At 60.0% G+C, this 15,033-nt stretch carries 13 protein-coding genes; 12 read left to right on the forward strand and 1 reads right to left on the reverse strand.

Features of this window, described 5'->3' with window-relative positions:
- Window positions 1–139: 139 nt before the first annotated feature.
- Window positions 140–529, forward strand: coding sequence for a type III secretion system chaperone (locus LOY67_RS09615; RefSeq protein ID WP_265066942.1), 390 nt, complete (start codon window positions 140–142; stop codon window positions 527–529).
- Window positions 530–584: 55 nt separating this feature from the next.
- On the opposite strand, the gene LOY67_RS09620 is transcribed toward LOY67_RS09615, so the two are convergent.
- On the reverse strand, window positions 585–5,867 hold the full coding sequence (locus LOY67_RS09620) for an AvrE-family type 3 secretion system effector (protein ID WP_265067733.1): 5,283 nt from the start codon (window positions 5,865–5,867) through the stop codon (window positions 585–587).
- Between the two features lie 273 nt (window positions 5,868–6,140).
- Here LOY67_RS09620 and LOY67_RS09625 point away from each other — a divergent pair, with 273 nt between their 5' ends.
- From LOY67_RS09625 to LOY67_RS09675, 11 genes are all read left to right on the forward strand, one after another.
- A complete protein-coding gene (locus tag LOY67_RS09625) occupies window positions 6,141–7,550 on the forward strand; it encodes a lytic transglycosylase domain-containing protein (protein ID WP_265066943.1) in 1,410 nt (469 codons plus the stop codon).
- Between the two features lie 1,061 nt (window positions 7,551–8,611).
- The gene (locus LOY67_RS09630) at window positions 8,612–9,550 is read left to right on the forward strand and encodes a sigma 54-interacting transcriptional regulator (protein WP_265066944.1); all 939 of its coding nucleotides are present in this window, start codon (window positions 8,612–8,614) and stop codon (window positions 9,548–9,550) included.
- Window positions 9,551–9,600: 50 nt separating this feature from the next.
- On the forward strand, window positions 9,601–10,509 hold the full coding sequence (locus LOY67_RS09635) for a sigma 54-interacting transcriptional regulator (RefSeq protein WP_265066945.1): 909 nt from the start codon (window positions 9,601–9,603) through the stop codon (window positions 10,507–10,509).
- Window positions 10,510–10,604: 95 nt separating this feature from the next.
- On the forward strand, window positions 10,605–10,913 hold the full coding sequence (locus tag LOY67_RS09640) for a hypothetical protein (RefSeq protein WP_265066946.1): 309 nt from the start codon (window positions 10,605–10,607) through the stop codon (window positions 10,911–10,913).
- 55 nt (window positions 10,914–10,968) lie between these two features.
- The gene (locus LOY67_RS09645; RefSeq protein ID WP_265066947.1) at window positions 10,969–11,970 is read left to right on the forward strand and encodes a harpin HrpZ family protein; all 1,002 of its coding nucleotides are present in this window, start codon (window positions 10,969–10,971) and stop codon (window positions 11,968–11,970) included.
- Window positions 11,971–11,983: 13 nt separating this feature from the next.
- Entirely contained in the window at window positions 11,984–12,352 is a 369-nt protein-coding gene (gene sctI, locus LOY67_RS09650) for a type III secretion system inner rod subunit SctI (RefSeq protein ID WP_265066948.1), read from the forward strand.
- 9 nt (window positions 12,353–12,361) lie between these two features.
- Window positions 12,362–13,168 carry a type III secretion system inner membrane ring lipoprotein SctJ gene (gene sctJ / locus LOY67_RS09655; protein WP_265066949.1) on the forward strand — a complete coding sequence of 269 codons (807 nt, stop codon included), beginning with the start codon at window positions 12,362–12,364 and terminating at the stop codon, window positions 13,166–13,168.
- Window positions 13,168–13,695: a type III secretion protein gene (locus LOY67_RS09660; protein ID WP_265066950.1), complete on the forward strand. Its 528-nt coding sequence runs from the start codon at window positions 13,168–13,170 to the stop codon at window positions 13,693–13,695. The genes sctJ and LOY67_RS09660 overlap by 1 nt, the downstream gene beginning before the upstream one ends.
- A gap of 30 nt (window positions 13,696–13,725) precedes the next feature.
- Entirely contained in the window at window positions 13,726–14,307 is a 582-nt protein-coding gene (gene sctL, locus LOY67_RS09665; protein ID WP_265066951.1) for a type III secretion system stator protein SctL, read from the forward strand.
- 83 nt (window positions 14,308–14,390) lie between these two features.
- Window positions 14,391–14,615, forward strand: coding sequence for a type III secretion protein HrpF (locus LOY67_RS09670; RefSeq protein WP_265066952.1), 225 nt, complete (start codon window positions 14,391–14,393; stop codon window positions 14,613–14,615).
- Complete coding sequence (locus LOY67_RS09675) at window positions 14,602–15,033, forward strand: type III secretion protein (protein ID WP_265066953.1); 432 nt, start codon at window positions 14,602–14,604, stop codon at window positions 15,031–15,033. Before LOY67_RS09670 ends, LOY67_RS09675 begins: the two co-directional genes overlap by 14 nt.

The raw sequence follows: 15,033 nt of genomic DNA on the forward strand, positions 1-15,033 counted from the left end.
GAAATGAGGGGGAGGCGTTGTTCGAAGTGAGTCGCAACCGGGAGCGGATGGGTTCCTCGTCTTCATCGGAACCGATGGGGCTCGATGACCACAAAGTGTCTGGCTAACCTCGGCTTTTTCTTTCCAAAGGACTGAAGCGATGAAAACTCCAGCACTTGATTTTACCCGTTTCCTCAATTCCCTGGGCGCACAGCTAGGCACCTCATTGTCCCTGCAGAACGGTGTCTGTGCCTTGTATGACAGCCAGGACAATGAAGTCGCCATCATCGAGCTGCCAGAGCACAGCGAGATGGTGATCTTTCATTGCAGCGTTGGCCGCTGCCCGGAACGTTCTGCCGATCTGCAGCGCCTCCTGAGCTTGAACTTCGATGTCGCCCGCTTGCACGGTTGCTGGTTTGCCGTTGACCAAGGGGATGTACGCCTGTGTGCCCAGCGTGAACTGGCATCCCTCGATGAACCAGGATTCTGCAACGTGGCCCGGGGCTTTATCGCCCAGGCGCGCGAAGCACGCACGTTTTTGCCGGCTTGACAGGGAGAAAGCGCCGCCTTGTCTCGGCGCTTCCTTTTCTGCCTGTTCCTGCCTATCAGGTCTTCAGCTCGAACCCCTCCTGCTTCAACTGGCCAGCGGCATCTTTAAGCGGTTCTGAAGGCCGTGACAGCTCACCGTCAAAGCTGTAGCCAATGGGCGTGTCCTGGTCTTCGCCGTAGATGAAATTGATTCGCCCCAGGGTTTTACTGACGCTCAGCGAAGCACCGCTGTTGTAGCTGACCAGCGGCGACGGAGAGGTGAAGTTTTCTGTCTGGGTAACGGTATGGAACACCGTCAGCCGCTTGATCCGCATATTTTCCCGATTCTCCAGATGGGTGGAGAGGTCACCTTGGGTCATCGTGCCGTTGCGGCTTCCTTCATCGATCTGGTCGATCAGTGAATCCTTCGGCTCCAGTCGTACGCGGGCCAGGGTGCCTTGGCTGCCCTGCATCTGATCGAGCATGGCCTTGAGCTTCGGATCCCGGCTCATCAGGTCGGCGACCCGCGCCGCATTGCCGAGGGAAGTCATTCCGGTCACCGAGTTGATGATGCTGGTGATCATGCCCTCATGGTCCAGGCCTGAAAGATTGGTCTTGCTGGTCTCAAAGCGTGCATTGCTCAGTACGCTGTGATTATCGGCCGATGCCACGTGCTGCGACGTTGCTCGTTTCAATTCGCGCAGGGCAGCGTATTGCTTGTCGTTCTGTGACGGTGTGTTGGCAAACAGTTCGTTGAGGCCGTCAAGCTGCGCCTGAACCGCCTCTTCCGGGGTCATACCGGTGTAACGTGAGTTCAGTGGGTCGGCCAGTTCCGCCAGCTTGGTTTTCGTGGCGTTATCCTTGAAGGCGCTCTCCAGGCTGGTGGACAGTTTGCCAAGGGTTTTCGAGGTCATCGGCGTTGCCACTTCATAGCGGAACTTGACCCGTTTGGTGGTTCTTGCATCCACGGTCACGGTGGCGGCCACGCCCAGGTTGTTGGCGGCCGATTGCACGGCCGGGGTGGGCGCCGGGCCGGAAATGGGCGCTGACGTCGGGTCGGTGTGGGTGCCGGCGAGCTGGGCACGGACCTGTCCGCCAATGCCCAGGGTGTTGAACAGGCGCGGGCGATTCTTCCCGCCCTCGCGCAGTTCAACCTTGTCATTCTTCTGGGTCAGGGAGTAATCGGTGTAGGTCAGCAAATTAACGCTGACGTTTGCGGCGATCCCGAGGCGTGCCACGGCAGAAAAGGGCTTGCTGTCTTTTTCCGACAGGTTGAAACCCACACGCAGGTCGGCGTTGGCCCCGGCCGTGATATCGAAGTTGAACCGGCGGGCCTCATAGGATTCATGGGCCACGGCTTTCTTCAGCACATCCAGCGGGTTCAGCTTGCCCTCGAACAGGTTGTCGACGAACCCGTCGATGTCTTCGTCGGGAACCAGGAACGCCACGCCGGCCCGCTGGCTGGCGGCGGCGGTGGCGGTCAGGTCTGCCCCCAGGCGAAAGTTGGGCGTCATCGAGCGGTCGTTACCGATGTCGACACTGCGCGCCGGATCATTTTCGTCAAAAAAGCCCGGCCAGAAATCCTTGCCGCCGCCGACGCCCGCGCTGATGTTGCCCGCGGCTTCGCTGATCAGGTACAGGGTGACGCCTGCATCGCCACGTTCGGCATTGAGGAGGTAATTGCGGTTGCCGGAGGTGCCGGCAGACGGCCAGGGTCCGTTGGCGTGGTCGGCGAGGCCGATGAAGGGGGTGGTGAGGTTCAACCCATAGCTGCGTTGCAGGGCGATTTCATCGTCGTCGTGCTCCAGTTGCTTGAGAATGCCTTTGAACTTGTCGGCGAGTTCGGCCTGGTCCTTGCTGCCGGTAGCGGCCCGCATGTTGACGCTGACGGCATGGTCGGATTTCTTGAACGATTTCAAGAATGTCTTGACCGCGTCATAGGCACTTTCCAGCGCCGCGTTATCGGTAAAGCCCATGTCCGTCACCTGCTTGACCGGGTTCTCGGCATAGGTGGTATCGCGCAGCGTCGCGAGTTTTTTCTGCAACGCGGTCATGTCGCTCTGGGGCGTCAGCATCTCGACCTGGTCCAGAAGCGTACCGAGGCTTTTCAGGGTCACCAGGTCCAAGGCCAGGCGCGCCTTGGTCAAGCCATGATCCTCGCTGGCATCGCGGCGTTGCCCCAGGGGAATATCGGCTTTCGCGTGGCTGAGTTTCAGGCCGTGGTCCTTGAGGGTTCCAAGCAGGCTGGCGGTGCGGTTATCCGCCGACGGAGCGATTTGGACCAAGGCGTCCTGCAGTTCCTTGACCAGGTCATGCCCGGAGCTTTTGATGTTGAGCTTTGAGCCGAGGTCCGCGAGTTTCTTACCGAACTGAGTGCGCGCCGACGGCTTCGCCAGTTCGCCGTGCATGTTGAGCAGGCCGTCACGCTGACGCAGGTTCTTGAACTGGCCATAGCCTTGACCAATGGCCATCAGCGCCGTGTAGCTGTGCTTTTCCAGCTCGTCGCGGAACGCTTCCAGTTCCTTGATCAGTTCGGCCCCCTGTGGGCCAAGCTCCAGTCGGGCGATGCGCGCCTTGAGGTCGTTACCCGGGGTCGGGGGCGTTCCTGCGGCTTCATGAACCAGTTCCAGTTGCTTGAACAGGATTGACTGGCTGTCATACACCTCTGTCAGTCCTTCGCGACCGTGATATCGATGCTGGATATGGTTGCCGACGTTCTTCATCCAACGGGGCGTTTCCAGGGTGTTCTTGTAGACGTTGGCGCGTATGAATTCGCTGGCGCTGGCAGGCTGGCTTTTTTCCATGCCGCTGCGCCCCAGCACATTGACGTCCAGCTTGGCGGTCAGCCCCGTGCCTGGAATGCGCAGGGTCTTGTGTGCGCGATTGATCCTGGCATACGTGTCGTTCAGGCCATTTTCTTCCACGGGGCGCGGTGCGAAAGCCTGCCACTGACCCCCCTTGAACTGCATCGGCGCATTCCCCGGCGCATCTTCGACCTGGGCGCTGAGGACATTGTTGTCGTTGCTGTAGAGCGCGGTGACCGGTTGACCTGCGGGCGTGGGCACCGGTGTCCATCTGGCGCGCAGATGATCCGCCAGCTTCACGGCTTGCCAGTCTTCCTTGGCCAGGCTGTAGAGCGCGCCGGTGCTGGTGAGCGCGTGCAGGTTGTGCTTTTCGTCCAGCGACAAGGCCTTGATATCGCCGTCCAGGCCCGGAAACTCCAGCGTAACGGGCTTGCCGGTCTTATGGTGGGCGGTCAGGCGGTTCTGGTCGTCCAGCGCGACGAATTGCTTGTCGCTGACCATGGCAAACGCAGTGATTACCCGATCGTCGAGCCCTTCGATTTCCTTGCCCATCGTGACTTTGGTCGAGCGCGGCGTTGGCGCCAGCGCCGTGGTGGGACTGAATGCGAGGTTGGGGTGTTGGGGTTTCACATCCAGTTTGAGCAGCTTCCCGCCCTTGAGTACGTAGGCGTTGCTGTCGGCTCCGCGTTGCAGGCGATCAACATCCTTGATGCCTGCGTCCTTCCAGCATTGGGCGGTGGCTTCCCAGCGTTGGATGCGACCGGCACTGAGGCCCACCAGCCCGGCGCGGTCCAGGTTGAGCCGGTCGGCGGGCGCGGGTGCCGCCGGTGCCGTCAGGCCACGGACGTTGTCCAGTACCAGTGCGCCGCTGAGGTTCCAGCCGCTTTCCAGCCGGGAGTCTTGCTCGTCGAGTGCATGGGTGTGGACCTCGCCTTGGCGGTTGGTGATCAACGCATGGACGCGCCCATCGTCCCCACTGATAAAACCGCTGACGCTGTGATGGCCTCCCAGCGGTTGATCGGCCAACTGGTAATGGGCCTGCTCGGGCATGAGGCGCAGCAGCGGTTCATCGTTTTCAAAGGCGCTGCGGTCGGCACTGTAGAGCCGGCCCTGGGTATCTGCGACGAACAGCCGGTCGGCGCTCAGGCCTATCGCGGCGGCCTGTGCCTGGCCACCGTCGAGTTCCAGTGCCTTGGTTTTTTCCCGGCGCGGCCCATCGATTCCGGGGCTCATATCCGTCAATTGCACAGACTGGGTCTCGGTGCCGCTGAGCACGGCCGCCATGTTGTCCGCAGCCACCGAAAACGCCGTGAGGTCGGTGGTTTCCAGGTGCGGCATCAACGGGCTGGAAAGGTCGACGATGACGTCATCGCTCTTGGCGTAGACCGAACCGTTGCCACCCGTTGCGAGGCTGTTGAACGTCAGGTCTTCGGTGCCTTCCGGAGCCTTCCAGCGCGCGCTGGACAGGTCGAATTGATAGAGTCGGTCTTCATGCACACGCAGGCGGTCGCCATCGGACTTTTGATGCACGCCGGTGAGGTGGGCGATGTGGGCCTTGCCCGGCAGCTCCTGGGTTTGGTGCCCGCTGCCGCTGACAATCTGAAGATGACCGGCTTCGCGTTGCAGGCTCACCTGCGCAGGCGGGCCGCTGGACACGTCGAGTGCCTCCTTGCTGCTACGGAGCAATGCCAGCCCACTGTCGTCTTGCATCAGGTGCAACAGGTGGCCGTTCGACTCAAGTAGCTGATGCCCCATCACGCCCGGTTTGCTTTCATGGGCCAGGTAGGTTTGCCCAGGTTTGCCGAGAATATCGCCCAGCAACGGCGCCAGCCCGGAGGTACTGAACGTGGAAAAGTCCGGCTTGCCACCGGCACCCAACGTAATTGCTTCTTGTGGACGGGTACTGGGCACCAGCCCCTCTTCGTTCAGATCGAAACGCTTGCCGCCGCTGCGGCGCAAGGGGTGCTCCACGAGGGATGGGAGAGCAGGGGCCTCGTCGGTCTCATCCGTTTTGGTGCCGGAGCCGCTGGCCTGGTCTGGACGGGTGCGCAGCAAGGACCGGCGCAAGCCATCGGAGCCTTGCAGGCGGCTGTCGGGCTGCTGGGATTTACGCGCAGCATTGGTTGCGGCCTCTTCATCTGTCAGGTCGACGGGCGTTTGTCGTCTTTCTGAATGCACCTGCGGATCGTCCGGCAGGTTGAAACGAACACGGCGCTGGTCTTTTGAAACCGGTGGTTCGTCGAACTCATTCGCTTGGGTTGCAGAGCTGCTGGCCTGGCCTGGACTGGGGCGCAGCAGTGACTGGCGCAGGCCATCGGAGCCTTGCAGGCGGCTGTCGGGCGAGCGTGCCAGGCGAGCGGCGTTGGTTGCAGCCCGTTCGTTTGACAGCGGGGCGGGCGGCTTGGCGGCTGACTGCTTGGGGGGCTTGGGCTTCTGGAACAGCTTACCGACGCTTTTCAGCATCCGTTTGCCCACACCGGTCAGCGATTGCGAGGCGCGTTGGGTGGGTTGTTCGGTGCGTTGCTGAAGCTCAGGGGTGGGACGCGAACCTTCCATTGGTTCTGGATGGACGGTACGGATGGTCGTGCGGTTGGTTGTTGGTGGCAGCATCGTGTATCTCCCTGTCCAAGCCATTGCCTGAGGGCCGCTTCGGTCAATTGTGGAAAAATCCTTCTGTCGTTGAGTGGCGTGCAATGCCTGCCGGTTCCATTGCACCAATGAATAGAAGAGCCGTTCCAGCATCGATCAATGACACGGTCGTACCTGCTTGGGATGGAACTGCAACGACACCCGGGCCACGTAGGATGGATACCTTCAGGACATCCCTCCATGCCGGCCATTCTCCCTGGTGCCTTGAGCCCTCGCTCGCTGGCCCACTCGATTCAAATCGTTGCCTTGGCTTTGGGTTCACTGTGCGCAGGCTGCCAGACGGTTGACTATTCGCAGCCGCGCATGGAGCACTCGCCGCGCCTGCTGGCCGGCCTGGCTTATAAGGCCGATGGCGACCTGGCGAGTTCAGGGCGTGCGGCGGTGGCTGACATGCCCGTGTACAACGGTGAGGATGTCTGGTTGCGGATTGCCCAGCGATCTCGCCTGGTTGACAGGCAGGGCATCAACGAACGGATTGTCAGCCAGCGTGACTGGCTGCTGGGCAATCGCGCCTTTTTACGCGGGGCCAGCACCAGTGCCGGCCCTTACCTGCATTACATTGTCGAGCGTCTGGATGAGCGCAAGATGCCGTTGGAGTTAGCGCTGTTACCGATGATCGAAAGCTCCTACAACCCGATGGCCAGTTCCCCTCGTGCGGCGGCAGGCTTGTGGCAATTCGTCCCCGCCACGGGCCGTGACTTCAACTTGCACCAGAGTGCTACCTACGACGCTCGACGTGATGTGGTGGCTTCGAGCAAGGCGGCAATGGACTACCTGACGCGCTTGCATGATCAGTTCGACAATGACTGGCTATTAGCGTTGGCGGCCTACAACGCGGGTGAGGGCACCGTGGGCCGGGCAATCGAAGCCAATCGCCAGCGCGGCCGGCCCGCCGATTACTGGCACCTGACGTTGCCCAAGGAAACCCAGGACTATGTCCCGCGCTTGCTGGCGCTGTCTTTGATTGTGCGCAACGCCCAAGCCTATGGCGTACACCTGACGCCCGTGGCGAATACCCCGTATTTCGACGTGGTGGAGCTTAATCACGCCGTGGACCTGACGCAGCTCGCGTCCGCGGCAGGCGTGGAGGAGGGGCAGCTGTTGCGACTGAATTCGGCGTTTCTGCGCAAGAAAACCCTGGAAGGGCCTGGGCGCCTGCTGATACCCAAGACCCAGAGCCAGGTGCTGACGGCGCACATTGCGCGACTGACAGGCCAGGCGCCGACGGTTGCGATTGCCCCGCCACACAGCGAAAGCCTGGCAACCGGGCACCCGGCCGAGCAAAAGACGAGCAAATCCGCGCAGATGGCTGGACGAGCGCCAGTGCCGAAAGCTGTGCAACCGGTGAAAATAGCTGAAGGCCTGCCAACGCCTGAAGAAATGCCATCTATTAAGACGGTCGAAGGCACAGCGGTATCCGAGATGGGTACACCAGCCCAGGAAATGGGGGAGCCTTTTGTATCCATAATCAAACAAACACCGAAGGCCACAAGCGACCGTTCGTCGCCGCGTGTGCGCTATTACAACGTCGTCCGTGAGGAGCGTAGGGGGCCGCGAGTGGTGCTCTACGCCAGTGAGCCACGGGAATAAGGCTGGATTCTGACCTCGAAATCAAGGAAATCCGCCTGAATTCGCCCTGTTTTGGTGCGTTTCTCCTATAAGCCTCAAAAACACCCTCCACCGATGCACGGCTGGATGCATTCTCGGACCGTTTACTTGCACATCGATCCGTTTCGGATGGAGAGGATATTCGTCTGAACTTTTCCAGTTTTTTGTAAGCAACTGAAAAAAATATTTAGTAATACTATTCTTCCATCGCGGCGAGGCCTGCGGTTTGTTGCAAAAGATTTCTAGTGACGTTGAAGATGATCGCATTCTGCAGGCTCCAGAAGTGAATCGCCGCGGATGAGTCACGGATCCTGTGCGCGACGTGTTCGCCCCGTTTACAGCTCTTGTGTTCGGTTTACCGAATGAGTGGTGGCGAAAAGCTATCTGAGGATGCCCCCCTGAAACCTGAGGGCTTTGCTTTTTGCGGCAGCGCCCACTCCGACACCATTCGGAAAACCGAATAGATGAAATGCCGCAACGCTCATGAATTAACTCAACACTTTTAATTGGTTTAACCCAACTTGTCTCTGGGTTTTTAATTTTCGCCTGGGTCTCTCAGGATAATTCTAAGTTCTGCCGAAGGCGGAAAGTAAGTGGTGTTCTGTGGGGCGTGATTCATTAGCTGTAAGAGCAAACTTGTTTTTTCGGGCACTATCACTTGTTAGTTGCTTTGACACTTTTTCGAGTGTGATGCGGATCACGATATTTATCCCTCTAATTGCCCGGTCCCTCCACAGTGTGTTAGCCGCTCTATCGAGTGCGAATTCCTCTCAAAATCGCTTCGGACCGCACAGGGGTAGGGGGATGCCTACCCGGTATCAGCCAATTGTGAGGGCTTGACTGCATCGGAATATCGTTTATTAAATGACCTGCCTTGAAGATCTTCCCCTGCCTGTAACGTTCAACAGAGAGTGATGTTATGCGGGAATTTCTATAAGGAAATTATAGTTTCCTTGTTGGCCTCGGGAACTAAATGAACATATTTCTGCCTTGTAAGGCGTGCGCTTAAGAATTCGCCTGCATCCACAGAGAGAGAGTTGTCGATGAGCATCGAAGTCGATGTAAGTGGTCGCGAGGTTTGGGGTAGTACAATTTTTACAACTTGTCATCAAGCCGTAACAAATGATGCTTTTCTGGAAATGGATTTGCTGTTGTGCGGGGAGACTGGGACTGGCAAGGATACGCTGGCCAACCGCATTCATGAGCAGTCCGGCCGATCCGGACCGTTTGTGGGCATGAACTGCGCCGCCATCCCGGAACAGCTTGCCGAAAGCCAGCTGTTTGGCGTGGTCAGTGGCGCATTTACCGGCGTGTGCCGCTCTCGTCAGGGGTATATCGAAGCGTCCTCGGGGGGCACGTTGTACCTGGATGAAATCGACAGCATGCCGTTGAGCTTGCAGGCCAAGTTGCTGCGAGTCCTGGAAACGCGGGGCATCGAGCGCCTCGGCTCAACGACTTTCATTCCTGTCGATCTGCGAATCATCGCCTCGGCCCAGCGGCCGCTGGATCAACTGGTGGAACAAGGGCTTTTTCGTCGCGATCTGTTTTTCCGGCTCAATGCGCTGACGCTGCATCTGCCAGCCTTGCGCAAGCGCCGCGAACAGATCCTGCCATTGTTCGACCAGTTCACCCAGCACATCGCGGCCGACTTTGGTCGTCCGGTGCCGACACTCGACAGTGGGCGTGTGCAACTGCTGCTCAGCCACGACTGGTCGGGCAATATTCGTGAACTGAAGTCGGCCGCCAAGCGCTTCGTGTTGGGTTTCCCGCTGTTGGGCGCAGACCCGGTGGACAGTCACAGTCCGGCCCCCAGCCTGCGCGATCAACTGCGGGTCATCGAGAAGATGCTCATCCAGGATGCCTTTAAGCGGCACCGCCAGGACGTCGAAGCCGTGGTTCAAGAGCTGGAAATCCCCAAGCGCACCCTCTACCACCGCATGAAGGAGCTGGGCGTCGCGGCCCGCATCGCTGCGTCTGCCTGAATCGGCAACGTTGCGGTATTCGAACATTCCTGATGGATTAGAGGTCGTGGATGAATCTTGACGACGGGTTTGAAGAATATTTTGACGAAGAATGCATCCCCAATCTGGAGATCATCGCGCAGAGCATTTCGCAGTTAGGTATCGATGTGTTGCTGTCGGGCGAGACCGGCACGGGCAAGGACACCATTGCCGAGCGCATCCACGCGATGTCCGGCCGCAAGGGGCGCCTGGTTGCGATGAACTGCGCGGCCATTCCCGAATCGCTGGCTGAAAGCGAGTTGTTTGGCGTGGTCAGCGGTGCCTACACCGGCGCAGACCGATCACGGGTCGGTTACATCGAAGCGGCCCAGGGCGGGATCCTGTACCTGGATGAAATCGACAGCATGCCCCTCAGCCTGCAAGCCAAGTTGTTGCGGGTACTGGAAACCCGTGCGATCGAGCGGCTCGGCTCAACGACCACGATCCAACTGGATATCCGCGTGATCGCCTCGGCGCAACGCTCACTGGACGATGCAGTGGAGCAGGGGCACTTTCGCCGCGACCTGTACTTTCGCTTGAACGTCCTCACCCTGGAGCTGCAGCCGCTGCGGGTTCAATGTGAGCGCATCGTGCCGTTGTTCATCCGGTTCGCCACTGCCGCCGCCAACGAGTTGAAGACGCTGGCCCCCCGGGTGTGTCCACACTTGCAACAGGTGCTGTTGACGCACGACTGGCCCGGCAACATTCGCGAACTCAAGGCGGCAGCGAAGCGATTCGTTCTGGGTTTCCCGGTGCTGGGGGTTGGGCCGGACCACGAGAATGACCTGTCGTGCGGGCTGAAGTCGCAGCTGCGGGTGATCGAAAAAGTCCTGATCCAGGAGTCGCTCAAACGCCACCGCAACTGTGTCGATGCCGTGAGCGCCGAGCTGGGCATGCCGCGCCGCACGCTGTATCGCCGCATCAAGGAACTGCGCATCTGATTTTTTTGCGCGTTGGCTGGAACCGATCCGTGGGTCGTTGCCACCTAGTGAGTACCAAGCAATCACGCTGGTGTACACCAAGGGGTAATACGAAAATGGCGACTAATAAGGTTGGTGGTAACGGTGGTGGTCAGCAATACAACCTGCCGACTAACAACAACAGCGGTGGTCAGCAGTACAACCTGCCGCAGAGCTCCAGCAACAACAACCTCGCGATCAACGCACAGGAAAAAGCCAGTGCCGAGCAGGACGCCAACCAGGCAAAACTGATCGCGTTGCAGTCGGCGGAAACCATCAAGAAACAGACCATGGACGTGTACAACGCCATCCAGTCAGGCAAGGACGACTCCTCGAACAAGAAGATCAGCGCCACCGCGCAGAGCGCGAAAGGCGTCAGTTACTAATTCTTTCTGATCGCCCCCTTGCCTGAGGGGGCTGCTACCTGAGGATGGAGGTTCTATGCAAGGTTCCAACGGCATTAATCAACCGCGAGGAATAGCAGCTTTTTTTTCCTTGCCCGGCGTACACAACGCCACCTCTGATGTAAGCAAATCCAGCAAGGCGCTCCAGGATGTCATCTCACAATTGGTCAAGGCGCTGACCAAGGATGGCCAGTTGGACGAGAGCTCACCCTTGGGCAAAATGCTCGCCAAGATGATGGCTGCCAACGGCAATCACAGGCGTGACCCCGAAAGCGTCGCGAAAGCACTCGACAACTTCATTCACAAGAAGCTGGGTGATAATTTCGGCGCCTCCGCAGACCTGGCTACGGGGAGTGGTAATGGCGCCAATGGCGGCGGCCTGGGTGGCGCCGGTCAACCTGATTTGATGACGCAGGTGCTGAACGGTTTCGGCAAAGCGTTGCTCGATGATCTGCTGACCAAGCAGAACAACGGTGCGACCTTCTCCCGCGACGACATGCCGATCCTGAAGAAGATCGCGCAGTTCATGGATGACAACAAGGCTCAGTTCCCCTCTCCGGACTCGGGCTCGTGGACGAAAGAACTCAAGGAAGACAATTTTCTGGATGACGACGAAACCGCAAAGTTTCGTGCAGCCCTCGACTTGATCAGCCAGCAGTTCGGCAAGCAGCAGGACGATGTGAGCCCTACCGATGGTGGGCTTGGGAGCCTGCTGACTGACAGCGCGAACGCCCCTGGCAATGCTGACACCGCCAGCAATCCGGTTCCCGACACGACTGACAATAGCAGTGGTTCATTGGGGCTGTCGGGCGAGTCTGGCGGAGGTCTCGGTTCGCCGATCGGCGTCTCACCACAGGCGGGCGGCAACCAGGGTGACATTACCCTGAAGCTCGACCTGGGTCAGTTGTTGGGAGGCGGGGTCAAGGTTGGGCTGGAATTGTCTGTGCACGGCCCGGACCTGCAAAGCAGCGCGGCGCAAACCGCAGCCCAGATCACCAACTCACTGCTGCACGGCAGCAATTATATGGCCGAGGCCTGACGGAGAGTCCCCTGTGACCATTTCCCACCTTACTCATTACAAGAACCCTTCGCCGGAGCTGGGGCAGGATGTGCAGCAGGGGCTCGTTTCCGAGCCCGTTCAGTCGGATGTCGATCTGTTCAACGCCGCCGTGCGCCCGGACAACACGACGTCTCATCTTTCGGATCAGGTAGCCGGCGCGCTGTCCGAGCGCCTGGGCGATACCGAGAAGCTCTCGCAGCAGGCCATGCGCGCCATGAAGAAAGTCGCAACAACGGAAGATGGCGCGGACATCATCCAGATGGGCCGTGCGCTGTCGCAATGCTCGTTGCAAATGGCCTTGACGACCAAGGTCGTGAGCAAGAGTGCCCAGGCGCTGGATAAGCTGACCAATCTGCAGTAGAGGTTTTCCGTGAATTTTCTCAGCGCAGGGCTGCTGCTGTTGTGCATGCTCCTGCTCGGCGGCTGCAGTGATGAAACCGAGCTGTTCACTGGTTTGTCCGAGCAGGATTCCAATGAGGTGGTCGCGCGCCTGGCGGATCAGCACATCGATGCGCGCAAACGCATGGAAAAAACCGGTGTGGTGGTCACTGTCGCCACCCGGGAAATGAACCGTGCCGTGCGCGTATTGGACGCCGCGGGCCTGCCTCGTCACTCACGCACCAGCCTGGGTGAGATCTTCAAGAAAGAAGGGGTGATTTCGACGCCCCTCGAAGAGCGGGCCCGCTATATCTACGCCTTGTCCCAGGAGCTGGAAGCGACCTTGTCGCAGATTGACGGCGTGATCGTCGCCCGGGTCCATGTGGTGTTGCCTGAGCGGGTCGCACCGGGCGAGCCGGTCCAGCCTGCATCCGCCGCAGTATTCATCAAGTATTCGGCAACCCTTGATCCCGACAGTGTACGAGGACGGATCCAGCAGATGGTCGCGAGCAGTATCCCGGGGATGTCCGGACAATCGGCGGACTCGAAAAAGTTCGCCATTGTCTTCGTGCCGGCGGTGGAGTTTCAGGACACCACGCAATGGGCCAGTTTCGGCCCTTTCAAGATCGACAGCGCGAACCTGCCGTTCTGGAACATGATGCTCTGGCTGGTGCCTGCGGGCGCCGGGTTGTTGCTGGTGATCGTCGCGCTGTTGCTGCGGGGTGACTGGCGCGCAGGATTGTTGCGGCGGGCAGGACTTGCGCGTCGCGGTCATTCGAATTTGCCGGCCCGGGCCTGATGAACCTGAGCGCTGAGGATCGATGGGTCCGATGGTGGTGCAATCCCTGGGATTGGGCGCACCCGGCCTGGCATAGCCGGTTTGCCGGTTCGGCGGGCCTGTCGATCAGCGCGTGCGAAGCCCTCATGGTCGGCCGTCACGGGGTGTTTTTGCACAGTGTCGGCATTGACCCCAGCCAGCCCCCCATGGTCGCCGAGCCGGTGTTGCGCTGGCTGGAGCTGACACCGGTGCAGCGTGATCGGGCATTGGCATTGGCGCAGGGCATCTGCTTTGCCCCCGCCGAACCTGACGGTGCGGACGGGCAATGGTGCCGGGCAGTGTCCAAGGGATTGCGCCCCGGCGCCTGGCTGCAACCTCAATGCAACGACGCGCGCCTGTTGCTCGGCGCCTGGTTGGGGACGGCTTGCTGGTCACGCTTGCGGCTGGCGTGGCCGCCCGATGACATTGTCGAACAGCCGCCCCAGGCCCCCGAAAACAAACTCGAGACGTTATGGCGCGCCATCCTCTGGCGTGTCATGACGAACTGAGCCCCTTTCCCCGCGCGCCAGGAGTTGTCCATGCTCGCCAAACGCACTATTGCCCTGACGGACGCTGCGGTGTTGCCCGAGCCGATTTTGCGCCGTGAGGCCATCGCTGACAGCCTGTTGGCGCGGGAGATCCTCGTCGACGCTCAACAGCAGGTACAGCAAATCCTGGTTCGCCAGCAGGAGGAGGGCGAACGCCTTCATCAGCAAGCGTTGGCCCGTTTCTGGGAAACAGCCAACGCTTTTCTCCAAGGGCTTGAGGCGCAGCGGGAAGCATTGCAGCAACAGGCAATGGACGCAGTGGAAGCGTTGCTGAGCGATGCGTTGCGGCATCTGTTGGACGAAACCAGCCTGGCCGAACGGGCGCGGGCGCTGGTGAAGAACCTGGCCGCCAGCCAACCCAATGAAGCCGTCGCGACGCTCAGTGCTCATCCGGACATGGTCGAGCCCTTGGCCGAGTGGCTGGCGCAGAGCCGTTATGCCGGACACTGGCAGCTCAAGCGCGACGCAACGATGGTGCCGGACAGCCTGCGCCTGAGCGACGCCAACGGTGCATTCGAGATTGATTGGGCGGACCTGCGCAAGGGGTTGCTGGGCGCTGACCAGACTGACTGAAATGGCTTTCACCCGGTGATGGAACCGCTGACCGGGTTTGCTCCACTCAAGGGATGAACCTTTCTTGTCTGGAGTATCCGCAAGTGATCAATTTCAAAAGCGTGCAAAACCACCTCGACCACTCATTGAGTCGCGCCCAGTCCGACATGGACGATGCCGCGATGGATGCCTCGGAAAGCGGTTCGATCGAAGACCTGGAAGCGTTCAACGACGCCCAGCGTGAGACCGATGTCGCCAGCATCGCCGTCAACGAAAGTCTGCGCGCCAAACACGGCATTACCAAAGCGATCATCGATGGAATTCAGTGACTTCGCCGACATCCTCGACCAGTGGTCCCGGCAGCTTCCGGCGACGCCGCTGGACTGCTGGATCGATGACGCCAACGCACGCCTGGCGGTGATCGACGGCGGGGTGTGCTGCAGCATCGAGCTGCTCGATCCCTACGACGCCAGCGACCCGCAACGACTCGCGGCCGTGCTCGGTCAGGGCGGCGCGAGCCTGGCGTGTTCCTGCGAGGGCGCGCTGGCCATCGACCCACAGACCCGTTGTGTGGTGCTGATCAGTTGGATGGCTGTTCCTTGTAACCGTGATCAGTTGCTGAGCCGTCTGGAAAGCCTGGCCAACCAGCGGGCGGCCATGCTCAGCCTGACGCAAGCGACGCTTCACCATCAGGCGTCCACTCAGGCTGGACGCACGAACCTCAACCAGCGGCAACCGGGAGTGTGA

The sequence above is a fragment of the Pseudomonas sp. B21-056 genome (assembly GCF_026016325.1).
GTDB lineage: Bacteria > Pseudomonadota > Gammaproteobacteria > Pseudomonadales > Pseudomonadaceae > Aquipseudomonas.

Excerpts from the sequence above, each read along its gene's own strand:
- LOY67_RS09660 (WP_265066950.1), top strand. The coding sequence starts at position 13,168 with ATGAACCTGAGCGCTGAGGATCGATGGGTCCGATGGTGGTGCAATCCC.
- LOY67_RS09620 (WP_265067733.1), bottom strand. The coding sequence starts at position 5,867 with ATGGAAGGTTCGCGTCCCACCCCTGAGCTTCAGCAACGCACCGAACAA.
- LOY67_RS09615 (WP_265066942.1), top strand. The coding sequence starts at position 140 with ATGAAAACTCCAGCACTTGATTTTACCCGTTTCCTCAATTCCCTGGGC.
- LOY67_RS09630 (WP_265066944.1), top strand. The coding sequence starts at position 8,612 with ATGAGCATCGAAGTCGATGTAAGTGGTCGCGAGGTTTGGGGTAGTACA.
- LOY67_RS09640 (WP_265066946.1), top strand. The coding sequence starts at position 10,605 with ATGGCGACTAATAAGGTTGGTGGTAACGGTGGTGGTCAGCAATACAAC.
- LOY67_RS09675 (WP_265066953.1), top strand. The coding sequence starts at position 14,602 with ATGGAATTCAGTGACTTCGCCGACATCCTCGACCAGTGGTCCCGGCAG.
- LOY67_RS09635 (WP_265066945.1), top strand. The coding sequence starts at position 9,601 with ATGAATCTTGACGACGGGTTTGAAGAATATTTTGACGAAGAATGCATC.
- LOY67_RS09645 (WP_265066947.1), top strand. The coding sequence starts at position 10,969 with ATGCAAGGTTCCAACGGCATTAATCAACCGCGAGGAATAGCAGCTTTT.
- LOY67_RS09625 (WP_265066943.1), top strand. The coding sequence starts at position 6,141 with ATGCCGGCCATTCTCCCTGGTGCCTTGAGCCCTCGCTCGCTGGCCCAC.
- sctL (WP_265066951.1), top strand. The coding sequence starts at position 13,726 with ATGCTCGCCAAACGCACTATTGCCCTGACGGACGCTGCGGTGTTGCCC.